14 protein-coding genes are annotated in these 21,583 nt (G+C 66.4%); 7 read left to right on the forward strand and 7 right to left on the reverse strand.

Annotated elements, in window-relative coordinates:
• Nucleotides 1–127: 127 nt before the first annotated feature.
• The 6 genes from IGS61_RS12300 (at nt 128) to IGS61_RS12325 (ending at nt 9,285) form a co-directional block, all read left to right on the forward strand.
• On the forward strand, nt 128–1,489 hold the full coding sequence (locus tag IGS61_RS12300) for a hybrid sensor histidine kinase/response regulator (RefSeq protein ID WP_230539831.1): 1,362 nt from the start codon (nt 128–130) through the stop codon (nt 1,487–1,489).
• 261 nt (nt 1,490–1,750) lie between these two features.
• Nucleotides 1,751–2,479: a CerR family C-terminal domain-containing protein gene (locus IGS61_RS12305; RefSeq protein WP_230539832.1), complete on the forward strand. Its 729-nt coding sequence runs from the start codon at nt 1,751–1,753 to the stop codon at nt 2,477–2,479.
• Nucleotides 2,476–3,891: an efflux transporter outer membrane subunit gene (locus IGS61_RS12310; protein WP_230539833.1), complete on the forward strand. Its 1,416-nt coding sequence runs from the start codon at nt 2,476–2,478 to the stop codon at nt 3,889–3,891. Before IGS61_RS12305 ends, IGS61_RS12310 begins: the two co-directional genes overlap by 4 nt.
• Nucleotides 3,892–3,904: 13 nt before the next feature.
• Nucleotides 3,905–5,068, forward strand: a complete 1,164-nt coding sequence (locus tag IGS61_RS12315; RefSeq protein WP_230539834.1) for an efflux RND transporter periplasmic adaptor subunit — start codon at nt 3,905–3,907, stop codon at nt 5,066–5,068.
• Nucleotides 5,069–5,077: 9 nt separating this feature from the next.
• Nucleotides 5,078–8,194 (forward strand): efflux RND transporter permease subunit, encoded by a 3,117-nt coding sequence (locus IGS61_RS12320; protein WP_230539835.1) that lies wholly within the window; start codon nt 5,078–5,080, stop codon nt 8,192–8,194.
• A 131-nt stretch (nt 8,195–8,325) separates the two neighbouring features.
• On the forward strand, nt 8,326–9,285 hold the full coding sequence (locus IGS61_RS12325) for a hypothetical protein (RefSeq protein ID WP_230539836.1): 960 nt from the start codon (nt 8,326–8,328) through the stop codon (nt 9,283–9,285).
• 30 nt (nt 9,286–9,315) lie between these two features.
• Here IGS61_RS12325 and IGS61_RS12330 read toward each other — a convergent pair whose 3' ends face one another.
• The 6 genes from IGS61_RS12330 to IGS61_RS12355 form a co-directional block, all read right to left on the reverse strand.
• The gene (locus IGS61_RS12330; RefSeq protein WP_230539837.1) at nt 9,316–10,056 is read right to left on the reverse strand and encodes a tetratricopeptide repeat protein; all 741 of its coding nucleotides are present in this window, start codon (nt 10,054–10,056) and stop codon (nt 9,316–9,318) included.
• A 95-nt stretch (nt 10,057–10,151) separates the two neighbouring features.
• Nucleotides 10,152–11,546, reverse strand: a complete 1,395-nt coding sequence (locus IGS61_RS12335) for an efflux transporter outer membrane subunit (RefSeq protein ID WP_230539838.1) — start codon at nt 11,544–11,546, stop codon at nt 10,152–10,154.
• Nucleotides 11,543–12,712, reverse strand: a complete 1,170-nt coding sequence (locus tag IGS61_RS12340) for an HlyD family secretion protein (RefSeq protein WP_230539839.1) — start codon at nt 12,710–12,712, stop codon at nt 11,543–11,545. Before IGS61_RS12340 ends, IGS61_RS12335 begins: the two co-directional genes overlap by 4 nt.
• Nucleotides 12,699–14,393, reverse strand: a complete 1,695-nt coding sequence (locus IGS61_RS12345) for an MFS transporter (protein ID WP_230539840.1) — start codon at nt 14,391–14,393, stop codon at nt 12,699–12,701. Before IGS61_RS12345 ends, IGS61_RS12340 begins: the two co-directional genes overlap by 14 nt.
• Nucleotides 14,394–14,581: 188 nt before the next feature.
• A complete protein-coding gene (locus IGS61_RS12350; protein WP_230539841.1) occupies nt 14,582–16,993 on the reverse strand; it encodes a catalase in 2,412 nt (803 codons plus the stop codon).
• Nucleotides 16,994–17,231: 238 nt separating this feature from the next.
• A complete protein-coding gene (locus IGS61_RS12355; protein WP_230539842.1) occupies nt 17,232–17,585 on the reverse strand; it encodes a DUF883 family protein in 354 nt (117 codons plus the stop codon).
• Between the two features lie 524 nt (nt 17,586–18,109).
• Here IGS61_RS12355 and IGS61_RS12360 point away from each other — a divergent pair.
• Complete coding sequence (locus IGS61_RS12360; protein WP_230539843.1) at nt 18,110–20,713, forward strand: LuxR C-terminal-related transcriptional regulator; 2,604 nt, start codon at nt 18,110–18,112, stop codon at nt 20,711–20,713.
• 32 nt (nt 20,714–20,745) lie between these two features.
• Here the strand turns inward: IGS61_RS12360 and IGS61_RS12365 are convergent, their stop codons facing one another.
• A complete protein-coding gene (locus tag IGS61_RS12365; protein WP_230539844.1) occupies nt 20,746–21,489 on the reverse strand; it encodes a substrate-binding periplasmic protein in 744 nt (247 codons plus the stop codon).
• Nucleotides 21,490–21,583 lie beyond the last annotated feature (94 nt).

A 21,583-nucleotide genomic window follows, 5' to 3' on the forward strand; every position in this document is an offset into this window, starting at 1 on the left:
TTCCCATGGGCCAAAATAGTTACTTGGAAGTTACTTTTACAGACCTAAATCCGATATAGTCACAGGATGTCGATCTTGCGCGCTCAACGCGCCCAGCATCACCACACTGAAATCCTAGGAGAGGTCTGTGGACTCCAACAACCAAATCAAGCCTGACGAAATCGAGATCCTGATCGTCGAGGACAGCCCGACCCAGGCGGAGCGCTTGCGCCGCCTGATCCAGTCGCTGCACTACAACGCGCGCGTGGCGGCGAATGGCCAGCTGGCCCTGGCCGCCATCCGCGAGCGCAAGCCGCACCTGGTGCTGTCCGATATCGTCATGCCTGAAATGAATGGCTACGACCTGTGCCGCGCCATCAAGTCCGATCCGACCCTGCGCGACATTCCCGTCATCCTCGTCACCTCGCTCAACGACCCGAAGGACATCATCCGCGGCATCGAGTGCGGCGCCGACAATTTCATCCGCAAGCCCTATGCGGAAGACTACCTGCTCAACCGCATCAGCCACATGCTGATGAACCAGAAGCTGCGCAAGAACCAGAACGTGGAAATCGGCATCGCCCTGTACCTGGGCGACCAGAAGCACTTCATCAATGCGGAGCGCCAGCAAATCCTCGACCTGCTGATCTCCACGTATGAACAGGCGGTGCAGGTCAACGGCGAACTGCAGGCGCGCGAACGCCAGGTGATCGAGCTGAACATGCGCCTGGCGCACCATGCGGCCGAACTGGAAACCATCAACCGCGAAATCGCCCTGAAAAACCTGGAACTGGCCGAGGCGAGCCGCATGAAGTCCGCCTTCATCGCCAACATGTCGCATGAATTGCGCACGCCGCTGAACGCCATCATCGGATTCACGGGCGCACTGCTGATGAAACTGCCCGGCCCCCTGACGTCGGACCAGGACAAGCAGCTCAATACCATCCGCGCCAGCGCGCGCCATCTGCTCTCCTTGATCAACGACATCCTCGACGTGGCCAAGATCGAAGCGGGCAAGCTGACCCTGTCGATCGAGCCGGTGCACTGCCAGGACCTGATGGCCGAAGTGGCCGACACCCTGCGCCCCCTGGCCCAGCAAAAGGGCCTGGCGCTGGAGATGGCGCTGGGCGAAGCGGGCCAGCCGCCCGCCATCATCGACACGGATCGCCGCGCGCTGACGCAAATCCTCATCAACCTGCTCAACAACGCCATCAAGTTCACGGAACAGGGCACGGTGCGCATCAGCCTGGCCCAGCGCGAGGAAGACGGCGTGCTGGTGACGGAAATGAGCATCGCCGACAGCGGCGCCGGCATCAAGGAAGAAGACCAGGCCAAGCTGTTCCAGGCCTTCTCGCAGCTCGATTCCACCTCCACGCGCCACGTGGAAGGCGCGGGACTGGGCCTGTACCTGTGTCAGAACCTGGCCAACGCCATCGGCGGCGCCCTGTTCTTCAACAGCGACTACGGCTCGGGCAGCACGTTCACCCTGGCCCTGCGCAGCAAAACCTGAACTGCGATGCACCGCAACATGCCATTGTGATGTTTGCCATCCTGGAGAGATAGATACAGTAGTTCTACGGTATTGCACTGCAACATATTCAGCGCTATAGTGAACCTGTCTCCTCCAATTCGTTCTCCGAACATTGGATTCAGCCCGCGCCAGTTCGCGGGCTTTTTTTTGCCTGCGTTGTCCATGATCTTCATCTTTCCTTAACTAAATCAAGCGATTTAGTTATATCAATCGTTTGAGATATATGATTAAATCTCCGACATGATTGAAAAAAACATTTCCCCAACACCAAGCGCCGACGACGGGCGCAAGCCCCGCTCCGATGGCGAGCAGTCGCGCGAGCGCCTGCTGCACAGCGCCATCCGCCTGTTTGCCGAGCAGGGCTACGCCAAGACCTCCACGCGCGAACTGGCACAGGCGGCCGGCACCAACGCGGCGGCCATCCGCTATTATTTTGGCGACAAGGCGGGCCTGTACCGCGCCGCCTTCTCCCATCAACTATCGAATCCACAAGACAATATCGCCCTGTACGAGCAACCGCATTTCACCCTGCGCCAAAGTCTGGAAGGCTTTTATGCGCAATTGCTCGCCCCCATGCAGCAGGGAGAAATCGCGCGCGATTGCATGCGCCTGTGGTGCCGCGAGATGCTCGAACCGACGGGCCTGTGGGCGCGCGAGGTCGACCAGAACATCCGTGCCGAACACGAGGCGCTCACGCGCGTGCTGGCGCGCCACCTGGGCGCCCCCGACGACAGCGACGACATGCACCGCCTGGCGTTTTCCATCGCCTCGCTCGCCCTGCAGCACATGGTCGGCGCCGAGGTGCTGCACACCCTGCGTCCGCAACTGATGGAATCGGCGCACGCCATCGATACCTGGCTGGCGCGCATGACCGACTACGCGCTGGCCATGGCCGACGTGGAGCGCCGGCGCCTGGCCCTTCCTCCCTCCCCCCCCACCGCTCAACGACAAGCACAAGGACCAGCATGACGACTATTCGATGCACCGTTCAAGGCGCCCTGGCCGCCGGCATCGCGCTGGCGCTGGGCGGCTGCGCCCTGCAGGGACCGCCCGCCGCGGTGGCCGCCAGCGCGCCCGCGCAGTGGCAGGCGCCGCTGCCGCACGACGGCAAGCTGACGGACCTGGCCAGCTGGTGGCAGGGCCAGGGCGACAGACTGCTGGTGGAATTGATCACCGATGCGCAGCAGGCCAGCCCCACCATCGCCGCCGCCGGCACGCGCATCGCGCATGCGCGCGCCGACAGCATCGCCAGCGGCGCCGCGCTGGCGCCCAAGCTCGATGCGACGGGTAGCGTGGTGCGCACCAGCCAGCAATCGGCGCAGCCCGGCGGCACCACCTCGCAGGCGGCCTTGCAGGCGTCATGGGAAATCGATGTATTTGGCGCCAACCGTGCCACGCGCGATGCGGCGCAGGAGCGCTACGACAGCGCCAGGGCAGGCTGGCATGAGGCCCGCGTCTCGGTGGCCGCCGAAGTGGCAAACCAGTACTACGCCTTGCGCACCTGCCAGCAATTGCAGGCCGTGGCCGAACAGGATGCCGTCTCGCGAAGCGACTCGGCGCGCCTGACGGCATTGAGCGCCGGCGCCGGCTTCCAGCCGCCCGCCAATGCCGCCCTGGCCCGTGCCAGCGCCGCCGAAGGCGCCAGCCGCGCCATCGAACAGCGCACCGCCTGCGACGTGAATGTCAAGGCGCTAGTGGCCCTGTCGGCCCTGCAGGAAGAGACGCTGCGCCAGAAGCTGGCGGCCAGCCCCTTTGTTGCGCCCTCGCCCGTGGCGATTGCGCAACTGCCGGCGCAAACCCTGGGCCAGCGTCCCGACATTTACAGCGCCGAACGCGAAGTGGCGGCCGCCAGCTTCGAAGTACGCGGCGCGCAGGCGCAGCGCTATCCCCGCCTGAGCCTGGCAGGCTCCATCGGCAAGGGCAATATCCGCGCCGGCGGCAGCAGCATCACGGCCAGCACCTGGAGCATCGGTCCGCTGGCCGTCAGCCTGCCCATCTTCGACGGCGGCACCCGCCGCGCCCAGGTCGATGCCGCCACGGCGCGCTACGACGAAGCGGTGGTGAAGTACCGCGCCGGCGTGCGCCAGGCCGTGCGCGAAGTGGAGGAAGCATTGGTCAACCTGGCCAGCACGGACGAGCGCAGCGGCCACGCGAAAACGGCCCAGGAAGGCTACCGCGTGTCGTTCGTCGCCACCGAAGACCGCTACAAGAATGGCCTGGCCAGCCTGATCGAACTGGAAGACGCGCGCCGCACGCGCCTGGCCGCCGAAAACACGGTGGTCAACCTCGAGCGCGAACGCAGCGCCGCCTGGGTGGCGCTGTACCGCGCCGCCGGCGGCGGCTGGAACAGCAGCAGCGCCATCGCCAACAACGCCCCCTGACGGATACGACAACATGAAAAAAATGACCTTGAAACCGATGGCGCTCGCGCTGGCCGCCCTTTGCGTGGCGCTGGGTGCCGGCGTGGCCCTGTACTCCCCGTCGTCCACGGCGGCCGACGAGGCAAAGGACAAGAACGCGGCGCAAAAACCCGCACTCACCGTCACCACGGCCAAGCCGCAGACGGCCAGCCTGCCCATCAAGCTGAGCGCCAACGGCAACGTGGCCGCCTGGCAGGAAGCCGTCATCGGTAGCGAATCGAACGGCTTGCGTCTCACGGACGTGCGCGTGAATGTCGGCGACGTGGTGCGCGCCGGCCAGGTGCTGGCCGTGTTCTCCAACGACACGGTGAACGCCGACGTGGCGCAGGCCAGGGCCGCCGTGCTGGAAGCGGAAGCGAATGCGGCCGAAGCAGCCGCCAACGCCCAGCGCGCCCGCTCGCTGCAAAGCACGGGCGCCATCAGCGCGCAGCAGATCAGCCAGTACCTGACGGCCGAACAGACGGCCAACGCGCGCATTGCGTCGGCCAAGGCGCAGCTGGCGTCGCAGCAGCTGCGCCTCAAATACACGCAGGTGGTGGCGCCCGACAGCGGCATCATCTCTGCGCGCTCGGCCACCGTGGGGTCGGTGGTGGGCGCCGGTACGGAATTGTTCCGCATGATCCGCCAGGGCCGCCTCGAATGGCGCGCCGAAGTGACGGCCACCGAGCTGCTGAACCTGAAACCGGGTACCCTGGCGCAGGTCAAGGCGGCCAACGGCAGCGTCTTGACGGGCAAGGTGCGCATGATCGCTCCCACGGTCGACCCGCAGACGCGTTCCGCCCTCGTCTACGTGGACCTGCCAGCCAGCAGCGGCAACAACGCGCCGTTCAAGGCCGGCATGTACGCCAGCGGCGAATTTGAACTGGGCACCTCGGGCGCGCTGACGGTGCCGCAGCAGGCCATCGCCGTGCGCGACGGTTTTAGTTATGTCTTCCGCCTCAATGCCGACCAGCGAGTCAGCCAGATCAAGGTGCAGGCCGGACGGCGCCTGAGCGACCGCATTGAAATCCTTGGCGGCATCACGGCCGACACGACGATCGTCGTCAGCGGCGCCGGCTTCCTCAATGACGGCGATTTGGTCCGTAATGTGAAAAACCCGGTTCAGACGCCGGTGGCTGCACCGGCAGCGAAAAAGTAAGGAGAGGCCATGAACTTTTCCTCCCTCTCGATCAAGAATCCGATCCCGGCCATCATGCTGTTCGCGCTCTTGACCCTGGCCGGCCTGCTGGCCTACAAGGCCAATCCGGTGCAGGATTTCCCCGACATCGAACTGCCCATCGTCACCGTCAGCGCGGTACTTCCCGGCGCCGCGCCGGCGCAACTGGAAACGGAAGTGGCGCGCAAGATCGAAGACTCCGTCGCCACCCTGCAAGGCGTCAAGAACATCTACACCAAGGTGCTCGATGGCGTCGTCACGGTGACCGTCGAATTCATCCTGGAAAAGCAGATCGCCGAAGCCGTCAACGACGTGCGCGACGCCGTCGCAAGGGTCAAGGCGGACATGCCGGCCGAACTGCGCGACCCCACCGTCACCAAGGCATCCACGGCAGGGCGCGTGGTGCTGACCTTTATCGCCACGGCAAAACCCGGCGTGGACAACCCGCTCGACTCTCCCGACCTGTCCTGGTACGTCGACAACACGGTGGCCAAGCGCCTCTTGACCGTGCCCGGCGTGGGTGCCGTCACCCGCGTGGGCGGCGTCTACCGCGAGATCCAGGTGGAACTCGACGAGGCGCGCATGGCGGCGCTGAAAGTGTCGGCGCTCGACGTCTCGCGGCAGCTGCGCCTGGTGCAGCGCGAAGCGCCGGGCGGCCGGGGCGACGTCAGCGGTGCCGAGCAGTCGGTGCGCACCATCGCCACCGTGAAAACGGCCGATGAACTGTCGCGCGTGGAAGTGCCGCTGCCGGACGGACGCCATGTGCGCCTGGACCAGGTGGCCAGCGTGCGCGACACCATCGCCGAGCCGCGCGCACTGGCCGAGCAGGATGGCAAGACCGTCGTCGCCTTCGAGGTGTTCCGCACCAAGGGCGCCAGCGAAGTGGCCGTCGCCAACGGCGCGCGCGCCGCCATCGCCGACCTGCAGAAGGAAAACCCCAGCGTGGTGCTGCAGCAGTCGATCGACAATGCCTTCCCCGTCGAGGAAAACTTCGACGGTTCGATGGAGCTGCTGTACGAAGGCGCGCTGCTGGCCGTGCTGGTGGTGTGGTGGTTCCTGCGCGACTGGCGCGCCACCCTGGTCGCCGCCGCCGCCCTGCCCCTGTCCGTGATGCCGGCCTTCCTCGGCATCTACTGGTTCGGCTACACGCTCAATACCGTCACCCTGTTGTCGCTGGCGCTGGTCGTCGGCGTGCTGGTCGACGACGCCATCGTGGAAATCGAAAACATCGAGCGCCATCTGCGCATGGGCAAGTCACCGATGGAAGCGGCCATGGAAGCGGCCGACGAAATCGGCATGGCGGTGATCGCCACCACCTTCGCGCTGGTGGCCGTGTTCCTGCCGACGGCCTTCATGAGCGGCATTCCCGGCCTGTTCTTCAAGCAGTTCGGCTGGACGGCCGTGCTGGCCGTGCTGGCCTCGCTGGTGGTGGCGCGGCTGCTCACGCCAATGATGGCGGCCTACATATTGAAACCGCTGCCGCACAAGGAAGAACAGGATGGCTGGCTGATGACGCGCTACCTGACGGTCATGCGCTGGTGCCTGAACCACCGCGGCATCACGGCCATCGCCGCGGCCCTGTTCTTTGTCGGCGCCATCGCGCTCGTGCCGCTGCTGCCGACCGGTTTCGTGCCGGCTGCCGACCGCGCGCAGACGCAGATCAACCTGGAACTGCCGCCCGGCTCCACCCTGGCGGAAACGCAGGCCGTGGCAGCCATGGCGCGCGACGCGGCCATGCGCACGCCGGGCATCCAGGGCGTCTTCAGTTCGATTGGCGGGGGCTCCAGCGGCGACGCCTTCGCCCCCGGCGCGGCGGCCGAGGCGCGCCGCGCCGTGCTGACCCTGACCACCGTGCACCGCACGGAGCGCAAGGAATCGATGGCGGACCTGGAAACGCAGCTGCGCCACAAGCTCGATACGATCCCCGGCGCCCGCTTCACGGTGGGGCCGCCCGACACGGGCGTCAAGATGCAACTGGTGCTGCGCTCGGAAGACCCGGTGGCGTTGATGGCGGCGGCGCAAAAGGTCGAGCGCGAGCTGCGCGGCCTGAAAGGCATCGGCAACGTCAATTCCAGCGCCTCGCTGGTGCGTCCGGAAATCATCGTGCGCCCCGATTTCGCCAGGGCGGCCGACCTGGGCGTGACGGCGGCAGCCATCGGCGAGACCGTGCGCGTGGCCACGGCCGGCGACTACGACACGGACCTGACGAAAATGAACCTGCCCGAGCGGCAGGTGCCGATCCGCGTCAAGCTGCCCAACAGCGTGCGCGCCGACCTGGCCGCCATCGAGCGCCTGACCGTGCCCGGCAAGAATGGCCCCGTGCGCCTGGCGAACGTGGCCACGGTGACGATGGAAAGCGGCCCGGCGCAGATCGACCGCTTGAACCGCAGCCGCAACGTCACGCTCGACGTGGAACTCGGTTCGCGCACGCTCGGCGAACTGAATGAAGAAGCGCGCGCGCTGCCGTCGATGAAGAATCTGCCGCCGTCCGTGAAGATCGCCGAACTGGGCGACGCGCAGGAAATGGCGTCGCTGTTCGCCAGCTTCGGCCTGGCCATGCTGATCGGCGTGCTGTGCATCTATTGCGTGCTGGTGCTGCTGTTCAAGGACTTCATGCAGCCGGTGACCATCCTGGCGGCGCTGCCGCTGTCGATCGGCGGCGCCTTCGTGGCACTCCTGATCACGGGCAGCGCCCTGTCGATGCCGTCGATGATCGGCCTGATCATGCTGATGGGGATCGTCACGAAAAACTCCATCCTGCTGGTCGACTATGCGATCCTGGCGCGCCAGGCCGGCATGAACCGCTTCGATGCGCTGGTTGACGCCTGCCACAAGCGCAGCCGCCCCATCCTGATGACGACGATCGCCATGGGCGCCGGCATGATGCCGCTGGCGCTGGGCTGGGGCGCCGATCCCAGCTTCCGTTCGCCGATGGCCATTACCGTCATCGGCGGCCTGATCACCTCGACGTTATTGAGCCTGCTGGTGGTGCCGGCCGTGTTCACCTATATCGACGACCTGGAGCACCTGCTCAAGCGCGGCATGGCGAAACTGCGCCGCCAGCAGGCGCCGCTGCGGCGCGATGACAGAGTGGCGCTGGAAAAATAAGCGCCACGGCTGATTGCAAAAACGCCCCCTGCGGGCAAGGAAGCGGGGGACCGGCCACCAGGCCGCGCTCCCCCGCTTTCATCTATCTGGCATACTGCGCCCATTCTCCATGAACGCAATTTGCCCTGCCTATGAATTACCCCACTCCGCTGGCCCTGCTGTTGATATGCTCCCTGCTGGGCGCCTGCTCGGAAAAAACCGCGCCCGCCAAGGCACAGGAAGCCGCCGACGCGCCGGCAGCAGCCGTCGAACCGGCGCCGGCCGACATCGTGCCGCCGCCTGCCGCCACCGCGCCCAAGACCGACGAAATGAACACGCCGCAGGCACGCGAACACGAAGCGGCCATGATGCGCGCCGTCTTCGGCAAGGCCTACCGCGGCGACAGCGACGACGCGCTGGCCGACCTGCCCGATCCGGACAACCACGTCGACAAGCTCAGTTACGTCGTCAGCGCCGTCAGCCACAAGCTGCTGCCCGATGGCGGCGCCATCCTGGTGGCGAATGCGGAAACGGCCAATACGGAAGGCACGGCCGAATCGGCGCATGCCTCGCCGGGACTGCTGAATGTCTTTTTCCTGGCGCCCAAGGGCGCGCCGGAAGACGGCCAGTGGCAAGTCGTGAAACGCCTGGAAAACATCGCCGCCCTGGGCTCGTCGGGGCAGCTCGGCGAAGTCCACTGGGTCATGCTGGGCGCGAACAAGCCGGGACTGGCGATCCGCCACGGCTATACGGGCCAGGGCTACACCATCACGCAACTGGCCCTGTTTGAAATCGGCGACGGCAAGGTCAGCTCGCTCGATGGCGCCATCGACCTGTACTCGGACAATATGGGCGCCTGCGGGCCTGAAACGGACGAGTGCTGGATGGTCAAGGGAAACTGGCGCTTCGCGCCGGCGCGCAATGGCGGCGCCTACGATGACTTGCTGATCGATTTCAAGGGCGCGTCCGAAAAGATCAAGCCGGGCGTCACGGTCAAGCCGGACGAAGACCCGCCGCGCATCGCCACGCCCCTTAACGGCCACGCGCGCTATGGCTTCGATGGCAAGGGGTACAAACTGCTTGAAGGGAAGAATACGGTGCCTGGCGTGTAAGCGTATCCGCACCAGGCACCGGCAAGCCAGCTACCGGCGCGCCGCGTCCAGGCGCGCCAGCAGCGGCGCATACATCGAACGCGTATGGCTGCTCCAGCGGGCCATGGCGCTGTCGATATCGAGCAGCAGGCGTTCCGACAACACCTTGTCGCCCTGCTGCAGCGCCCAGATCGCGCACTCGGCGCGGCACTCGAAACTGTTGTAGCGCGTCAGCGCATCGTCGAATTCCGCCTTCGCTTCCACCTGGCGCCCGCTTTGCGCCAGCGCGCGCGCCGTCAGCAGGGACACCATCTCGGGACGGAAATGGATATCCGTGCGGCGGATGAATTCCAGGTGCGTCAGCGCTTCGGCGCCGCGCCCGCACTCCAGATAGGCGCGCGCCGCGCCCAGGCGAATTTCCAGGTCCGATGAAAACGCTCCCCGCAGGCAGGCTTCGTACGTCGCTGCCGCTTCCTGCGCATCGCCCGCTTCCAGCTGCGCGCTGGCCAGACGCATCTGATTTTGCGCCGTCGGCGTGTACTCGAAGGCGGCCTTCGCCTCGCGCAATTCGCGGTTCGGATCGAGCACCTGCACGGCCACCGAAGCGACCTTGCGCGCGCCTTGCGGCAGGCGCGAATTGGGCAGGTAGATGGCGAAGAAATACACCACGCTGCCCAGCAGCGGGAACATGAATAAAATGAGCAGCCAGTACAGCTGCTGCCCGTTGCGCACCACGTGAATCGCAAAGAATACCGCGATCAGGATGTGGATGCCTATGCCAAAAATCGTCATACTGCGACCTCGTTCGTTCGTGATGGAAGCGGCTGGCACCATGCCGCCGCTTTTCCTGGTGAGAATATTACACTGGCCGCGCCGTGCACACGCCCCTATTGCGCCTTGGCCGACCAGCCGCCGCCCATGGCGCGGTACAGGTCGACCGAGGCGACGAGGATGCGCGTCTTCAGCTGCAGCAGTCCCACGTCGGCGCTGTACAGGGTGCGCTGGGCGTCGAGTTCTTCCAGGTAGGAGGCGTAGCCATTGCGGTAGCGGTTATGCGCGATGCGCAGAGTATCAAACGCCGCGGCGCGGCGCGCGTCGTTTTCCACGGCTTGCTGCTGCAGCCGGTAGAGGGCGCCCAGGCTGTTCTCCGTTTCGGCGAAGGCGTTGCGCACCACGTTTTCATACGCGTACACGAGCTGGTCGCGCTGCGCGCCGGCGGCCTCCGTCTGCGCCTGCACGCGGCCGCCATCGAACAAGGGCGCGGCCGCCAAGGCCGTCAGGCGCCACAGGGCGGTCGGCGCATGCAGGAAATCGGTCAGGGTCGTGGCTTGCCCGCCGCCCGCCGCCGTCAGCTTGAACGAGGGCAGCAGCTGGTCGCGCGTGGCGGCCAGGCTGGCGTTGGCGGCCGCCAGATTGTGTTCCGCGCGCGCGATGTCGGGCCGCCGGCGCAGCAGTTCGGACGGCAGGCCGGCCGGCACGCCAGGCGCGGCCAGCTCGGCCAGCGGCAAGCCGCGCGCGATGGGGCCGGGATTGCCGCCGACGAGGACGGCCAGCGCGTTTTCCTGTTCAAATATCTGCCGCTGCAGCTGCGGCACCTGCTCGGCCGCCGCATGGTATTCCGATTGCGCCTGCAGCCATTCCAGGCGCGAGCTGTAGCCCACCTCGAACTGCTTGCGCGCCAGTTCGCGCGACTGTTCGCGCAGCTGCAGGGTCGATTGCGTCAGCGCCAGCTGCGCGTCGAGTCCCCGCAGGTTCAGGTAAGCGGTCGCCACGCTGGCGGCGATCGACAGGGCCGCCGCATCGAGGCTGGCCTGCTCGGCGCGGTAGCTCTCGCCGGCCGCATCGCTCAGACTGGCCAGCCGGCCCCACACGTCGATTTCATAGCTGGCCTGCAGTTCCGCCTGGAAGACATTCGTCACGTACGGCTTGCCGCTGGAGGCCAGGGTGCGCGTGCGCGTGGGCGAACCGTCGAAGGCCAGGTTGGGCGCGCGGTTCGCGTCGGCCTGCGCCAGACGCGCGCGGTACTCCTGCACGCGGGCGCGCGCCACGCGCAAGTCGCCATTGCGCGCCAGCGCTTCGCCCACCAGGTCGCTCAGCACCGGGTCGCCGAAGGCTTGCCACCACAGCTGCTCGACATGGGCGTCAGCCGCCGCAGGTGCGCCGATGGCTTGCGCGCGCCAGCCGGAAGGCAGCTGCAGTGCCGATGCAGGCTGAGGCGGCGCCTTGGCGGCGCAGCCTGCCAGCGCCAGCGCGGCGGCCATCAGCAGGTGACGGCGCTTCATGGCTTGGCCTTCTTCGGCGGTGGCGGCGGCGCGGGATTGTCCGCCGAGTCGTTCAGCACGGCCGACGTGTCGACGCTGACCACCACCGACATGCCGGGCACGAGGCGGCGCGCATTCGCCTGGCCCGGATCGATGCGGATGCGCACGGGAATGCGCTGGGCAATTTTGAGGTAGTTGCCCGTCGCGTTATCGGCCGGCAGCACGGAAAACTCGGACCCGGTGGCCGGCGAGATGCGCTCCACCTGGCCCGTCAGCACGGCGCCGTCGAGCGCGTCGACGTGGAAGGTGGCGCTTTGCCCTTCCTGCACGCCGTTCATCTGCGTTTCCTTGAAATTGGCGATCACCCACATCTGGCGCGGCACCAGCGCCATCAGCTGCGCGCCCGAATTCACGTACGCGCCCTGGCGCACCGTCACCTGGCCCAGCTGGCCGTCGGAGGGCGCCACGATGCGCGTGTTATCGAGGTCGATCTTCGCCGCCTTGACGGCCGCCTGCGCGTTGGCCACGGCAGCCTCCAGCGCCTGCTTGTTGACCACCACCGAATGCACGCTTTGCTGGGCGATGTCGAGATTGGCCCTGGCTTGCGCCAGCGCGGCCGCCATCTGCGCCTGCGTGGCGCGCGACTGGTCGTGTTCGCGCTGCGACAGCGAACCGTCAGCCACCAGCTGCTCCACGCGATTCAAATCGGCGCTGGCCTTGCGCGCCTGCGCTTCCGCGTTGGCCAGCGCCGCCTCGCTGACGGAAATGCCCGCCTGCGCGCTGGCCTTCTGCTGCGCCCAGTTCGACAGGGCCGCCTGCTGCGCGGCCAGCTGGGCCTGCGCCTGCTCGTAGCGCTGCTGGTAGATGCGGTCGTCGATGCGCACCAGCAGCTGGCCCTCCTTGACGTCCATGAAATCCTGCACCGTCACTTCCACCACATAACCGGACAGCTGCGTGCCGATGATGGTCACCTGCCCGCGCACGGTGGCGTTTTCCGTCGTCACGATGGGGCTGGTGAACGGCGGCAAACGCCATGCATACAGCACGATCAGCACGCCCACCAGGGCCACGGCGGCAAAGGCCAGCGCGGACAGCCACTGGTGGCGCCGGTCCGGCTGCGCCGTCGAAGGGGCGGCGGGTGCGGGTGCGGTGGGAGGTACTGGTGGCGTGGTGTTATTTTCTGTCATTGCTCGGTTCCGAATTGGTAATGGGGACGATGGACATGGCCGTCTGCGCATCGCGCACGGGGCCGACCAGGCGGCGCGCGCCGGTGGTGATGCGGGTCCAGGACTGGCTGACCAGCATCCACAGCAAGGTGGCGATGGCGACGCCGGCGATCATCAGGAAAACGTCGTTATAGGCGAGGACATTGGCTTCGCGCGTGGCGACGGCGCCCAGGCGCGCCACGCCCTGGGTGCTGCGCAGGGCCGGGTCCATCAGCACGCCGCCGTAGCTGGCGGCACCGGACTGCACGCGCGCGGCCACCTGCGGGTCGAGCATGGTGAGGTGCTCGACCAGGTAGCTGGAATGGTATTTCTCGCGCGCCGTCTGGATGGTGCCGACGATGGCCGAGCCAAGGAGTCCACCCAGGTTCTGCGTCATGGTAAACATCACGGAAAAACTCACCAGGTTGCGCGGTTCGGCGATCACGGCGCCCATGCCGGCCACCATGGTGGGGCCGAGGAAATACGTGCCGCCAAAGGCCAGCAGGAACTGGCTGACATACATGTTGACGGGGCGCGTCTGGCTGGTGGCGTGCGCGTCGATCAGGGCGCCGGCAGCGATCAGCAGCAGCGCGAACATCAGCGAGCGATTGAGGGTGGCCGGATTGATCGTCAGCGCGCTGACCACCAGGCCCGCCACGCTTCCCAGCAGCACCACGATGAACAGGTTCTGCATCTGGTCCGTGTTCAGGCCCAGCGCCTGCAGGAAGCCCACGGCGCCCGTCGATTCGGACAGCACGATGCGAAACAGCAGCACGGATAAAAACAGCTTGGCGATCTTGCCCGTGGTGAGCCAGCGCGTGTTGAGCAGCGGGCGCGCGCGGTTATGCTCGATGGCCAGCGATGCGGAGATCAACACGATGGAGCCCGCCAGGCACACGCCCACCCACTCCGATTCCATCCACCACGCCGTGCGTCCCTGCGCCAGCACGGCGCACAGCAGGGCCACGCCGGGCGCGAACAACATAAAGGTGAGGAAATCGAGCGGCTCGAACGTTTGCACCCTGTCGCCGGGCGGCAGTTTCAGGGCCAGCACGCAGCCCAGCGCCAGCAGGGCCAGCCCCAGCTCGAACAGGTACAGGCCGTGCCATTCGCCGATCTGCAGCAGTTCGGACGTGAAGATGCGCGCCAGGGGCAGCGCCAGCTGGGCAAAGCCCAGGCCCAGCACCACGCCCTTCAGGCGGTGCCGCGCGGGAAACGCCTGCAAGGTGTAGTACAGCCCCAACACGCCCAGCGCGCCACCCACCATGCCATGCGCGGCGCGCACGGCGATCGCCGACGGCAAGGTATTCGCATACAAGTGGGCGAAGGTGACGAGCGCATACAGCACCAGGAACGCTTCCGTAAACAGGCGCAGGCCGAACTGCTGGCGAAACTTCACCAGCAGCAGATTCATGGACACGATGGTCATCACGTAGGCGGCCGGCAGCCACTGCATCTGGTAGGCATAGGCGGCCAGCGAACCTTGCAGGTTCAGCAAATTGGCCGTCACCAGGCCGTTGCCGAGCCCCCCCGTCAGCGCGACGATCAGCCCGACGATGAAATACGCGACACGCTTGGGCGTCGAATGCTCGGGCATCGATGGCGACCCGGGCAAGGTCGGGCGTTCGCCCGGCCCCCAGGTGCGAGGTGTGTACTTGTCCATGCGGTAATCGCGATCCGGTTTGCTGAAGCCGTTCTTTGCTGCAGTGATAGAAATAGTTGCAAATGAACAGTTCTAGTCAGCAGCATATCATCGCAGGACGTTTTTATTGTTTACATTGTTGCGCACCGTCGCACACGGTGACGCCAGCGGGGCAAGCCAGGCCTGCCCCCCTGACGCTCACGCGGACATCATATGCGCGGCGGGTCCGTCTCGCGCGCAAACGCCCGGTGCGCGGCCAGTGCCTTTTTAAAGGCCGCCACGCCTTTCAGCACGTCGCTCGAAGGCACGACGATGACGGCGGGATCGGGCTTGCCATCGGGCAGGGTCGTCGGCACGCCGGCCTTGTCCAGCAAGCCCTTGCCCGCGCCGATGGCCAGTAGCGGCTTGCAGTGGCGGTATTGCAGGCGCAGGAAGTCGAGCGCATTGGCGTCGCTGCCCAGCTGCTGCACGGCGCCCTGGCCGTCCGGCACCACGACGGCGTCGAACACCACGGAAGGTCCCGTTTCCAGCGATATTTCCACGGCCAGCGGCGCGCCGCCGCTCGTGTCGACTTTCCCTAGGTTGCTGCCCACCAGGCGCGGCACGGCGCCGTCCGCCAGCAGCGAGGCATAGATGCTGCGCACCTGCGCGCCATCGCTGCCCGGCCCCACGAGGATGGCCACGCGCAGGGTGTGGATGCCCGTCTTGCCAGGGCGGAAAAAGAGCGACAGCGCCGGCGACGGCGGATACGTGGGAATCGGCAGCATGGACACGGGCGGCATGAGGGGCGGCAGCGCCAGGCCCAGCGCGTCGGCCAGGCGCTGCGCCAGGGTCTCGTCGACGTTGCGCAGCATGGCGACGATGCGCTTGCGGATGGCCACCGTCTGCACCTTGCTCAGTTCAAAGCGGAACGCATGCACGATATGGTCTTGTTCGACGGGCGTCTGGCTGATCCAGAACAGCCGCGCCTGGCCAAAGTGCTCGGCGAATTTCTCGGGCTTGCCGCGTACCTTGTCGCCTTCGGTCGGCGCGGGAAAACTGTTGAAGCCCTTCGCGCCCGCCTGGAACGGACAGCCGCCCGCCAGCGAATTGGGCTCGTACGCGACCCGGCCCCGGTTGATGGCCTGGCGGTGGATGCCGTCGCGCTGGTTGTTGTGCAGGGGCGCCAGCGGAGAGTTGATGGGGATTTCATGGAAGTTGGCGCCGCCCAGGCGCGTGATCTGCGTGTCCACGTACGAGTGGATGCGGCCCTGCAGCAGCGGGTCGTTGGAAAAATCGATGCCGGGGACGATGTGCGCCGTGCAAAAGGCCACCTGCTCCGTCTCGGCAAAGAAATTGTCGGGATTGCGGTTCAAGACCATTTTCCCGACGGGGATCAGCGGCACCAGTTCTTCGGGGATCAGCTTGGTGGGGTCGAGCACGTCGAAGGCAAACGCCTCGGCCTGCGCTTCCGTGAATACCTGGAAGGACAGCTCGTATTCGGGATACTCGCCGCACTCGATGGCTTCCCACAGGTCGCGCCGGTGGAAGTCGGAATCGGCGCCGCTGAGCTTGACGGCTTCGTCCCACACCAGCGAGTGCGTGCCGGCCATGGGCGACCAGTGAAATTTGCAGAACACGGATTGTCCCTTGGCGTTCACGAGGCGGAAGGTGTGCACGCCGAAGCCCTGCATCATGCGAAAACTGCGCGGGATGGCGCGGTCGGACATGACCCACATCAGCATGTGCGTGATTTCCGGCGACAGCGAGGCGAAATCCCAGAACGTGTCGTGCGCGCTGGCCGCCTGCGGAATGCCGTTATTGGGTTCGGGCTTGACGGAGTGGATCAGGTCGGGGAACTTCATCGCGTCCTGGATGAAGAAGACGGGGATGTTGTTGCCGACCAGGTCCCAGTTGCCCTCGTCCGTATAAAACTTCACGGCGAAGCCGCGCACGTCGCGCGCCGTGTCGGTCGAGCCGCGCTCGCCGGCCACCGTGGAAAAGCGCACGAAGACGGGCGTGCGCTTGCCCGCCTTGGCGAACGGCGCGGCGCGCGTCAGCTTACTTTGTTCCTTGTAGCATTCAAAGTAGCCGTGGGCGGCCGAACCGCGCGCATGCACGACGCGCTCGGGGATGCGCTCATGGTCGAAATGCGTGAGCTTTTCACGCAAAATAAAATCTTCCATCAGGGTGGGGCCGCGCAAGCCCGCCTTCAGCGAGTTCTGGTTGTCGCCCACGGGCACGCCCTGGTTGGTCGTCAGCACGCAGCCGCTGTCGTCGCTGCGGGCGCCGTCGAGCGAGGCATTGCGCGCATTCTCGCCCAGGGCCGGCTGGCCATCGCCCGTCTTCGGCGACGGTATCGTTTCACCCGTCGTGCTGGCCGTGGCCAGCGCTTCGCCCGACGCCACATGCACGCCTTCGGCCGGCGCGCGCGCCGCGTCGCCATACTGGCCGGCGAGATTCGGATTGTCGGGCATGCCGGCGGCCAGCGCCTGTCCGGCGGCAGCCTTTTTCAACAGCGCCTGCGCGGTGTCGCTATCGCTGCCCAGGCTGTGCGGCGGATCGCTCTCGGATGGACCGGACATGCTGCTCAAAACGGAACCCGCACCGTCCGTGGACGGCGTTTTTTTATTGGTAGCCATTACGTCTCCTGTGAGTAGTTTGCCCCGGGAGAACGCTACAACTCCCTCATTCAGCGCACGAACAGGGCAATCAAAACAATGATGGGAATAGGTACACCAATCAACCACAACAAAATGGAGCGCATCTTCACTCTCCTTTACTGCCTGCTACTACCTTGTGCACGTGGGCACTGTTTCCTCCGCCATGACGGCGAAGGGAACAGCGCCCACGACAAATACTTCCAGGAAAGCGTAAAACTTATTTACGCGAACCCAGCAGCTTCGACAGGCCATAACCGGCCGCTGCCGCAATCAGCAGGGACACGGCCGGGCGTTCGCGCACATAATCGCGGCCCGTTTCGCCGGCGCGCTGGCAGGCGGCGCCCAATTGCTTGCCGCGTGCCATCAGGCGTTCGGAAGCCTTCGACATCGTGTCGCTGACTTGGTCGATGCGCTCGCCCACCTGGTCCACGCCGTCATGGGCCCGCGTGGCGACCTTGTCGGCCAGGGGCTGGGCCTGGCTCGCCACCTTGTCGATGGCGCGGTGCAATTCCTGGCGGGTATCCTGGGCGGTGCCGTTCATCTCGGAGCTGGTTTTTTCAATCGCGTTCATGATGGTTTCCTTCAAAGGTGAATAAATCAACCATGCTCGATGCCGTGACCGAATCATGATTCTCCTCGCTTCTGGGAAAAAGAAGCGACTAAACGCTGCCGGGCTGAGCCATATCAAATGCTGGATCAGCAGCAAGCTGTTGCCACCACCTTAACCGCGCCCGCCGGGTGCCACCGTGCGGTGTCACACCTTGAAGCGCAGACTTACATTCCTGATGGAAATAACTATCCCCGCCTGCCTGGCGGGGCGGGCGAATGCCTTGACAAAGCGGTCCCTGCTGCTGGCGCACAAGCCGGCCGTGCGACGCGAGTTCGTGTATAAGCCGACAAGGCAGGGGCAGGCAAGACCGTCCCCTGCCTCCCCCGCCGTGCTCCGTCCTGTGGCAAAACGTCCACGGAAAACCCGTGCCTGCCCCCTTGCCGACAATTTGATTGCTTGTCCGAATAGTTCTATGCGACGATACAAACCGCTTTGACCGTCCGCCCGGATGGCCGATTGCAGGCGCTTTCTTGCCAGCGGGGGACATGAATAAATTGTTAGACCTCAACACCCTCAAGCTTGCGCCCCCCTCTACCGCCCGCCCCCTGATGGAGCGGGAACAGGTGTTGCGCAAGCTCTCCTCCCTTGGCGCCTTCCGCCTGGTGCTGCTGCGCGCACCGGCCGGCTACGGCAAGACGTCGCTGATGCGCATGATCCGCGCCGATGCCAGCGCGGCCGGAGGGAACGTGGCCTGGCTGACCTTCGACAGCAGCGACAACGATCCCGCCCGCCTGCTGCTGGGCATGCGCGCCGCCCTGCTCGTCACGCCCGAGCCGCCGCAGGACAACTATGTCCGACTCGGCGATACGCGCGTCACCCACCTCTTCCTCGACGACGTGGAACTGCTCGACACAAGCAATATCGCCCTCGTGTTCACGCTGATCGCCGACGTGCTGCCGGCGCCGATGAGCGTGTTCATCGGCGCCCGCTCGCTGCGCGGCCACAGCGTAGCGGCGCTGAAAGCCAATGGCGCGCTGCTCGAGCTGGACATGGAAGACCTGCAGTTCAGCCAGGCCGAGACGGCCAGCTACCTGCAGCGCGCCCAGTTCGACCTGTCCGCAGCCGACGTGGCCCTGCTGCAGCGGACCAGCGAAGGCTGGCCCGCCGCCGTCGAGCTCATCGGCCTGGCCTGGAAACGGCTGCAAGGCCGCGGCCATGTTGCGTTGCCGCAATTGCCGGGCCTGCGCGACCTGGGCGAATACCTGGCCGAGGAAGTGTTCGAAGCGCAGAGCGACGATATCAAGGAATTTCTCATCGCGACGGCGGCGCTGAGCTCTTTTCACGCCGAACTGGCCGACTGCGTGCGCGCAAGCGGCGACAGCGCGCGCCTGATCGCCGCCATCCGCGCGGCCGGCCTGCCGATCCAGCCGCTGCAAAACAACTGGTTCCGCTACCACCCGCTGTTCGCCGAGCACATCGTGCTGCACCACCGGCCGCCGCCGGCCATCTATGTGCGGGCGGCGGAATGGCTGACGGGCCATGGTTACGCCTTCGAGGCGATCGATTACTTCCTCAAGGGCGGCGAATACGAACAGGCGGCCGATACCCTCGAAAGCATCGTCGGCCAGCTGCGCCTGCACGGCCAGTTCCCCAGCATCATCCAGTGGTGCGACCAGTTGCCCGACGCGTTGCTGAAGCGCCGCCCGGCCCTCACCAGCGCGCTCGTGGTGGGCATGGTGTACTCGTCGCGGCGCGACGACCTGGCGCGCTGGCTCGACTACTTCCGCCAGCAGGCAGGCAAGCCGGACGCCGACCCGCTCTACGGCGAAGGCTTGCGCGCGCTCGACCCCGTGCTGGCCTTTCTCGACGGAGATACCGCGCGCACCATCGCGCTGGCGGACCGCGACTGGCCGCAGCAGCGCCAGGCCAATCCGAACGACCGCGCCACCCTGGCCTACGTGGCGGCCTACACCTGCCTGTGGCGCGGCATGCTCGACGAGGCAGCCGCGCTGCTCATCGAGGCGCGCCGCGCCTGCCGCGAGTCGGGCACCATTTCCGGCCTGGCCATCGTCTACTTCCTGCAAGCCTACCTCGATGCGATCCAGGGCAATTTCGACGCCGCGCTGCAGCAGCTGGCGGCCATCGACGCGCTGGCCCAGCGCCACAGCGACAAGATCTCGCCGGCCCTGCTGTACCCGTTCAGCGCGGGCCTGATCCTGCTGATCGACTATGAGCGCAACGCCCTCGGCCTGGTGGCCTCGCGCCTGACCTTCGCCCGCAGCCTGATCCCGCTGGGCTTGCCATGGGACTCGCTGAGCGCCGTCTCCATCGTGCAGGCGCGCATGCTGGCCATCAAGGAAAATCCCGCCGCCGCGACGCGCTGGCTGGAAGGGCAGATCATGCAGGGCCATCCGCGCTCCGCCTCGCCCGCGCGCGCGGCGCTCGAGGGCGAACTGTCGCGCATGGCAATCCAGACGGTGCGCCCCGAGTCGGTGGCCGGCTACGCCGCCCTGCTGCTCGATGCCAGCTGGCCCGGGCACGAACGCTGCATCGTTTCCTGCCAGGAGATCGACGGCGCCGGCATCGTCCAGGCGCGCCTGATGATCCATGCGGCGCCCGGCGAAGCGCTGGCGCGCATCGGCCAGTTGCTGGCGCACGCGCTGGCGGCCGGGCGCCTGTGGCGCGCCACCAAGCTGCGCGTGCTGCTGGCGATCGCCTTGCAACGCAGCGGCTTGCCCAAGGACGCGCAGCGGGAACTGGCGCTGGCGCTGGAGCAGGCGGCGCGCTCGGGCATGGTGCGCAGCTTTCTCGACGAAGGCCCCGACATCCTTCCGCTGCTGGCGCACATGCAGGCCAAGTCGCGCCACCTGCTCAGCATCGCCGCCGCCGCCCACCTCGATGCCGTGCTGCGGGCGGGCGGCGCGGCCACCGACGCCGCGCCGCCGGCGGTGACGCTGACGCAGACCGAGTACGCGCTGCTGTCACTGGTGGCGCAGGGCAAATCGAACCAGGAAATCGGCGCCAACCTGTTCCTCTCCGTGAGCACGGTGAAGTGGCATCTGGGGCAGATCTTCCGCAAGCTGGACGCCGGCAACCGGGGCCAGGCCGTCTTCAACGCGCGCCAGCTGGGCCTGCTGCCCCAGCAATAGCCTGTCCGCCCTGCCCCGGGAATCCGTCCGCCTCACTTCGCCGCCGTGCCGAGCCAGCGCCGCGCGATGGCATCATAGGCGCCGTCGCGCTTCATGCGCTCGAGCGTGCGCTGCCAGCGCAGCACCAGGGCAGGATCGGTCGACAGGGGGAAAGTGAGATAGCTGCCGATCGAAAAGATCGGGTACGCGAGTTCGACGGCATCGGCGGCCACGCCCGCCTGCTCCAGCAGGGCCGGCAGCTGTTCCTGGTCCAGCGCCATCAGCGGGTGCCGGCCGGCCAGCAGCATGGCCAGCATGGTGGCCGAGTTGTTCACCGCTTCCAGGTTGGCAAAACCGGCCTGCTGCAAGTAGCTATAGGAATAAAAGGCACGCGGCGCCATCACGCCCGACAGGGCCTTGGCGTCGTTCACACTGCCCAGATGGATGCCCGCGCCGCGCCTGGCATAAAAATTCGTTTGCGACACCAGCAGCGGCCCCACCCATTGGAATTGCCGCTCGCGCTCGGTCGTGCGCTTGGGGCACACCAGCACCACGTTGGCGCCGCTCTGCGCCATCAGATAAGCGCGCGCCCACGGCATCAGGCGCATCGGCGAGCGGTCGCCGAGGCGGCGCTGGATTTCCGCCACCATCTCGACGCAAAAGCCCGTCACCTTGCCATCCTTGCTGAAGGCCAGGGGCGCAATCTCGGCCGTCAGTATCTCCAGCGCCTGCGCGCGCGCAGCGCCGCACAGCGCCGCCGCCAGCAGCACGGGAGCCAATAACCACGTCGGCAACATCGCGTCCTCCTTTCCGCCGGCTCGCCGCCGGCAGAGACCGGCGCAGGCCGGCTTGCGCCGCTGTCCACGCCCTCGCATCCATGATAGCAGCGTG

Source organism: Janthinobacterium sp. FW305-129, assembly GCF_020858115.1.
Lineage (GTDB): Bacteria > Pseudomonadota > Gammaproteobacteria > Burkholderiales > Burkholderiaceae_D > Janthinobacterium.

What these genes read in the sequence shown, in the direction of transcription:
- IGS61_RS12305 (WP_230539832.1), top strand. Translation starts at nt 1,751, where the DNA reads ATGATTGAAAAAAACATTTCCCCAACACCAAGCGCCGACGACGGGCGC.
- IGS61_RS12310 (WP_230539833.1), top strand. Translation starts at nt 2,476, where the DNA reads ATGACGACTATTCGATGCACCGTTCAAGGCGCCCTGGCCGCCGGCATC.
- IGS61_RS12315 (WP_230539834.1), top strand. Translation starts at nt 3,905, where the DNA reads ATGAAAAAAATGACCTTGAAACCGATGGCGCTCGCGCTGGCCGCCCTT.
- IGS61_RS12320 (WP_230539835.1), top strand. Translation starts at nt 5,078, where the DNA reads ATGAACTTTTCCTCCCTCTCGATCAAGAATCCGATCCCGGCCATCATG.
- IGS61_RS12325 (WP_230539836.1), top strand. Translation starts at nt 8,326, where the DNA reads ATGAATTACCCCACTCCGCTGGCCCTGCTGTTGATATGCTCCCTGCTG.
- IGS61_RS12330 (WP_230539837.1), bottom strand. Translation starts at nt 10,056, where the DNA reads ATGACGATTTTTGGCATAGGCATCCACATCCTGATCGCGGTATTCTTT.
- IGS61_RS12335 (WP_230539838.1), bottom strand. Translation starts at nt 11,546, where the DNA reads ATGAAGCGCCGTCACCTGCTGATGGCCGCCGCGCTGGCGCTGGCAGGC.
- IGS61_RS12340 (WP_230539839.1), bottom strand. Translation starts at nt 12,712, where the DNA reads ATGACAGAAAATAACACCACGCCACCAGTACCTCCCACCGCACCCGCA.
- IGS61_RS12345 (WP_230539840.1), bottom strand. Translation starts at nt 14,393, where the DNA reads ATGGACAAGTACACACCTCGCACCTGGGGGCCGGGCGAACGCCCGACC.
- IGS61_RS12350 (WP_230539841.1), bottom strand. Translation starts at nt 16,993, where the DNA reads ATGGCTACCAATAAAAAAACGCCGTCCACGGACGGTGCGGGTTCCGTT.
- IGS61_RS12355 (WP_230539842.1), bottom strand. Translation starts at nt 17,585, where the DNA reads ATGAACGCGATTGAAAAAACCAGCTCCGAGATGAACGGCACCGCCCAG.
- IGS61_RS12360 (WP_230539843.1), top strand. Translation starts at nt 18,110, where the DNA reads ATGAATAAATTGTTAGACCTCAACACCCTCAAGCTTGCGCCCCCCTCT.
- IGS61_RS12365 (WP_230539844.1), bottom strand. Translation starts at nt 21,489, where the DNA reads ATGTTGCCGACGTGGTTATTGGCTCCCGTGCTGCTGGCGGCGGCGCTG.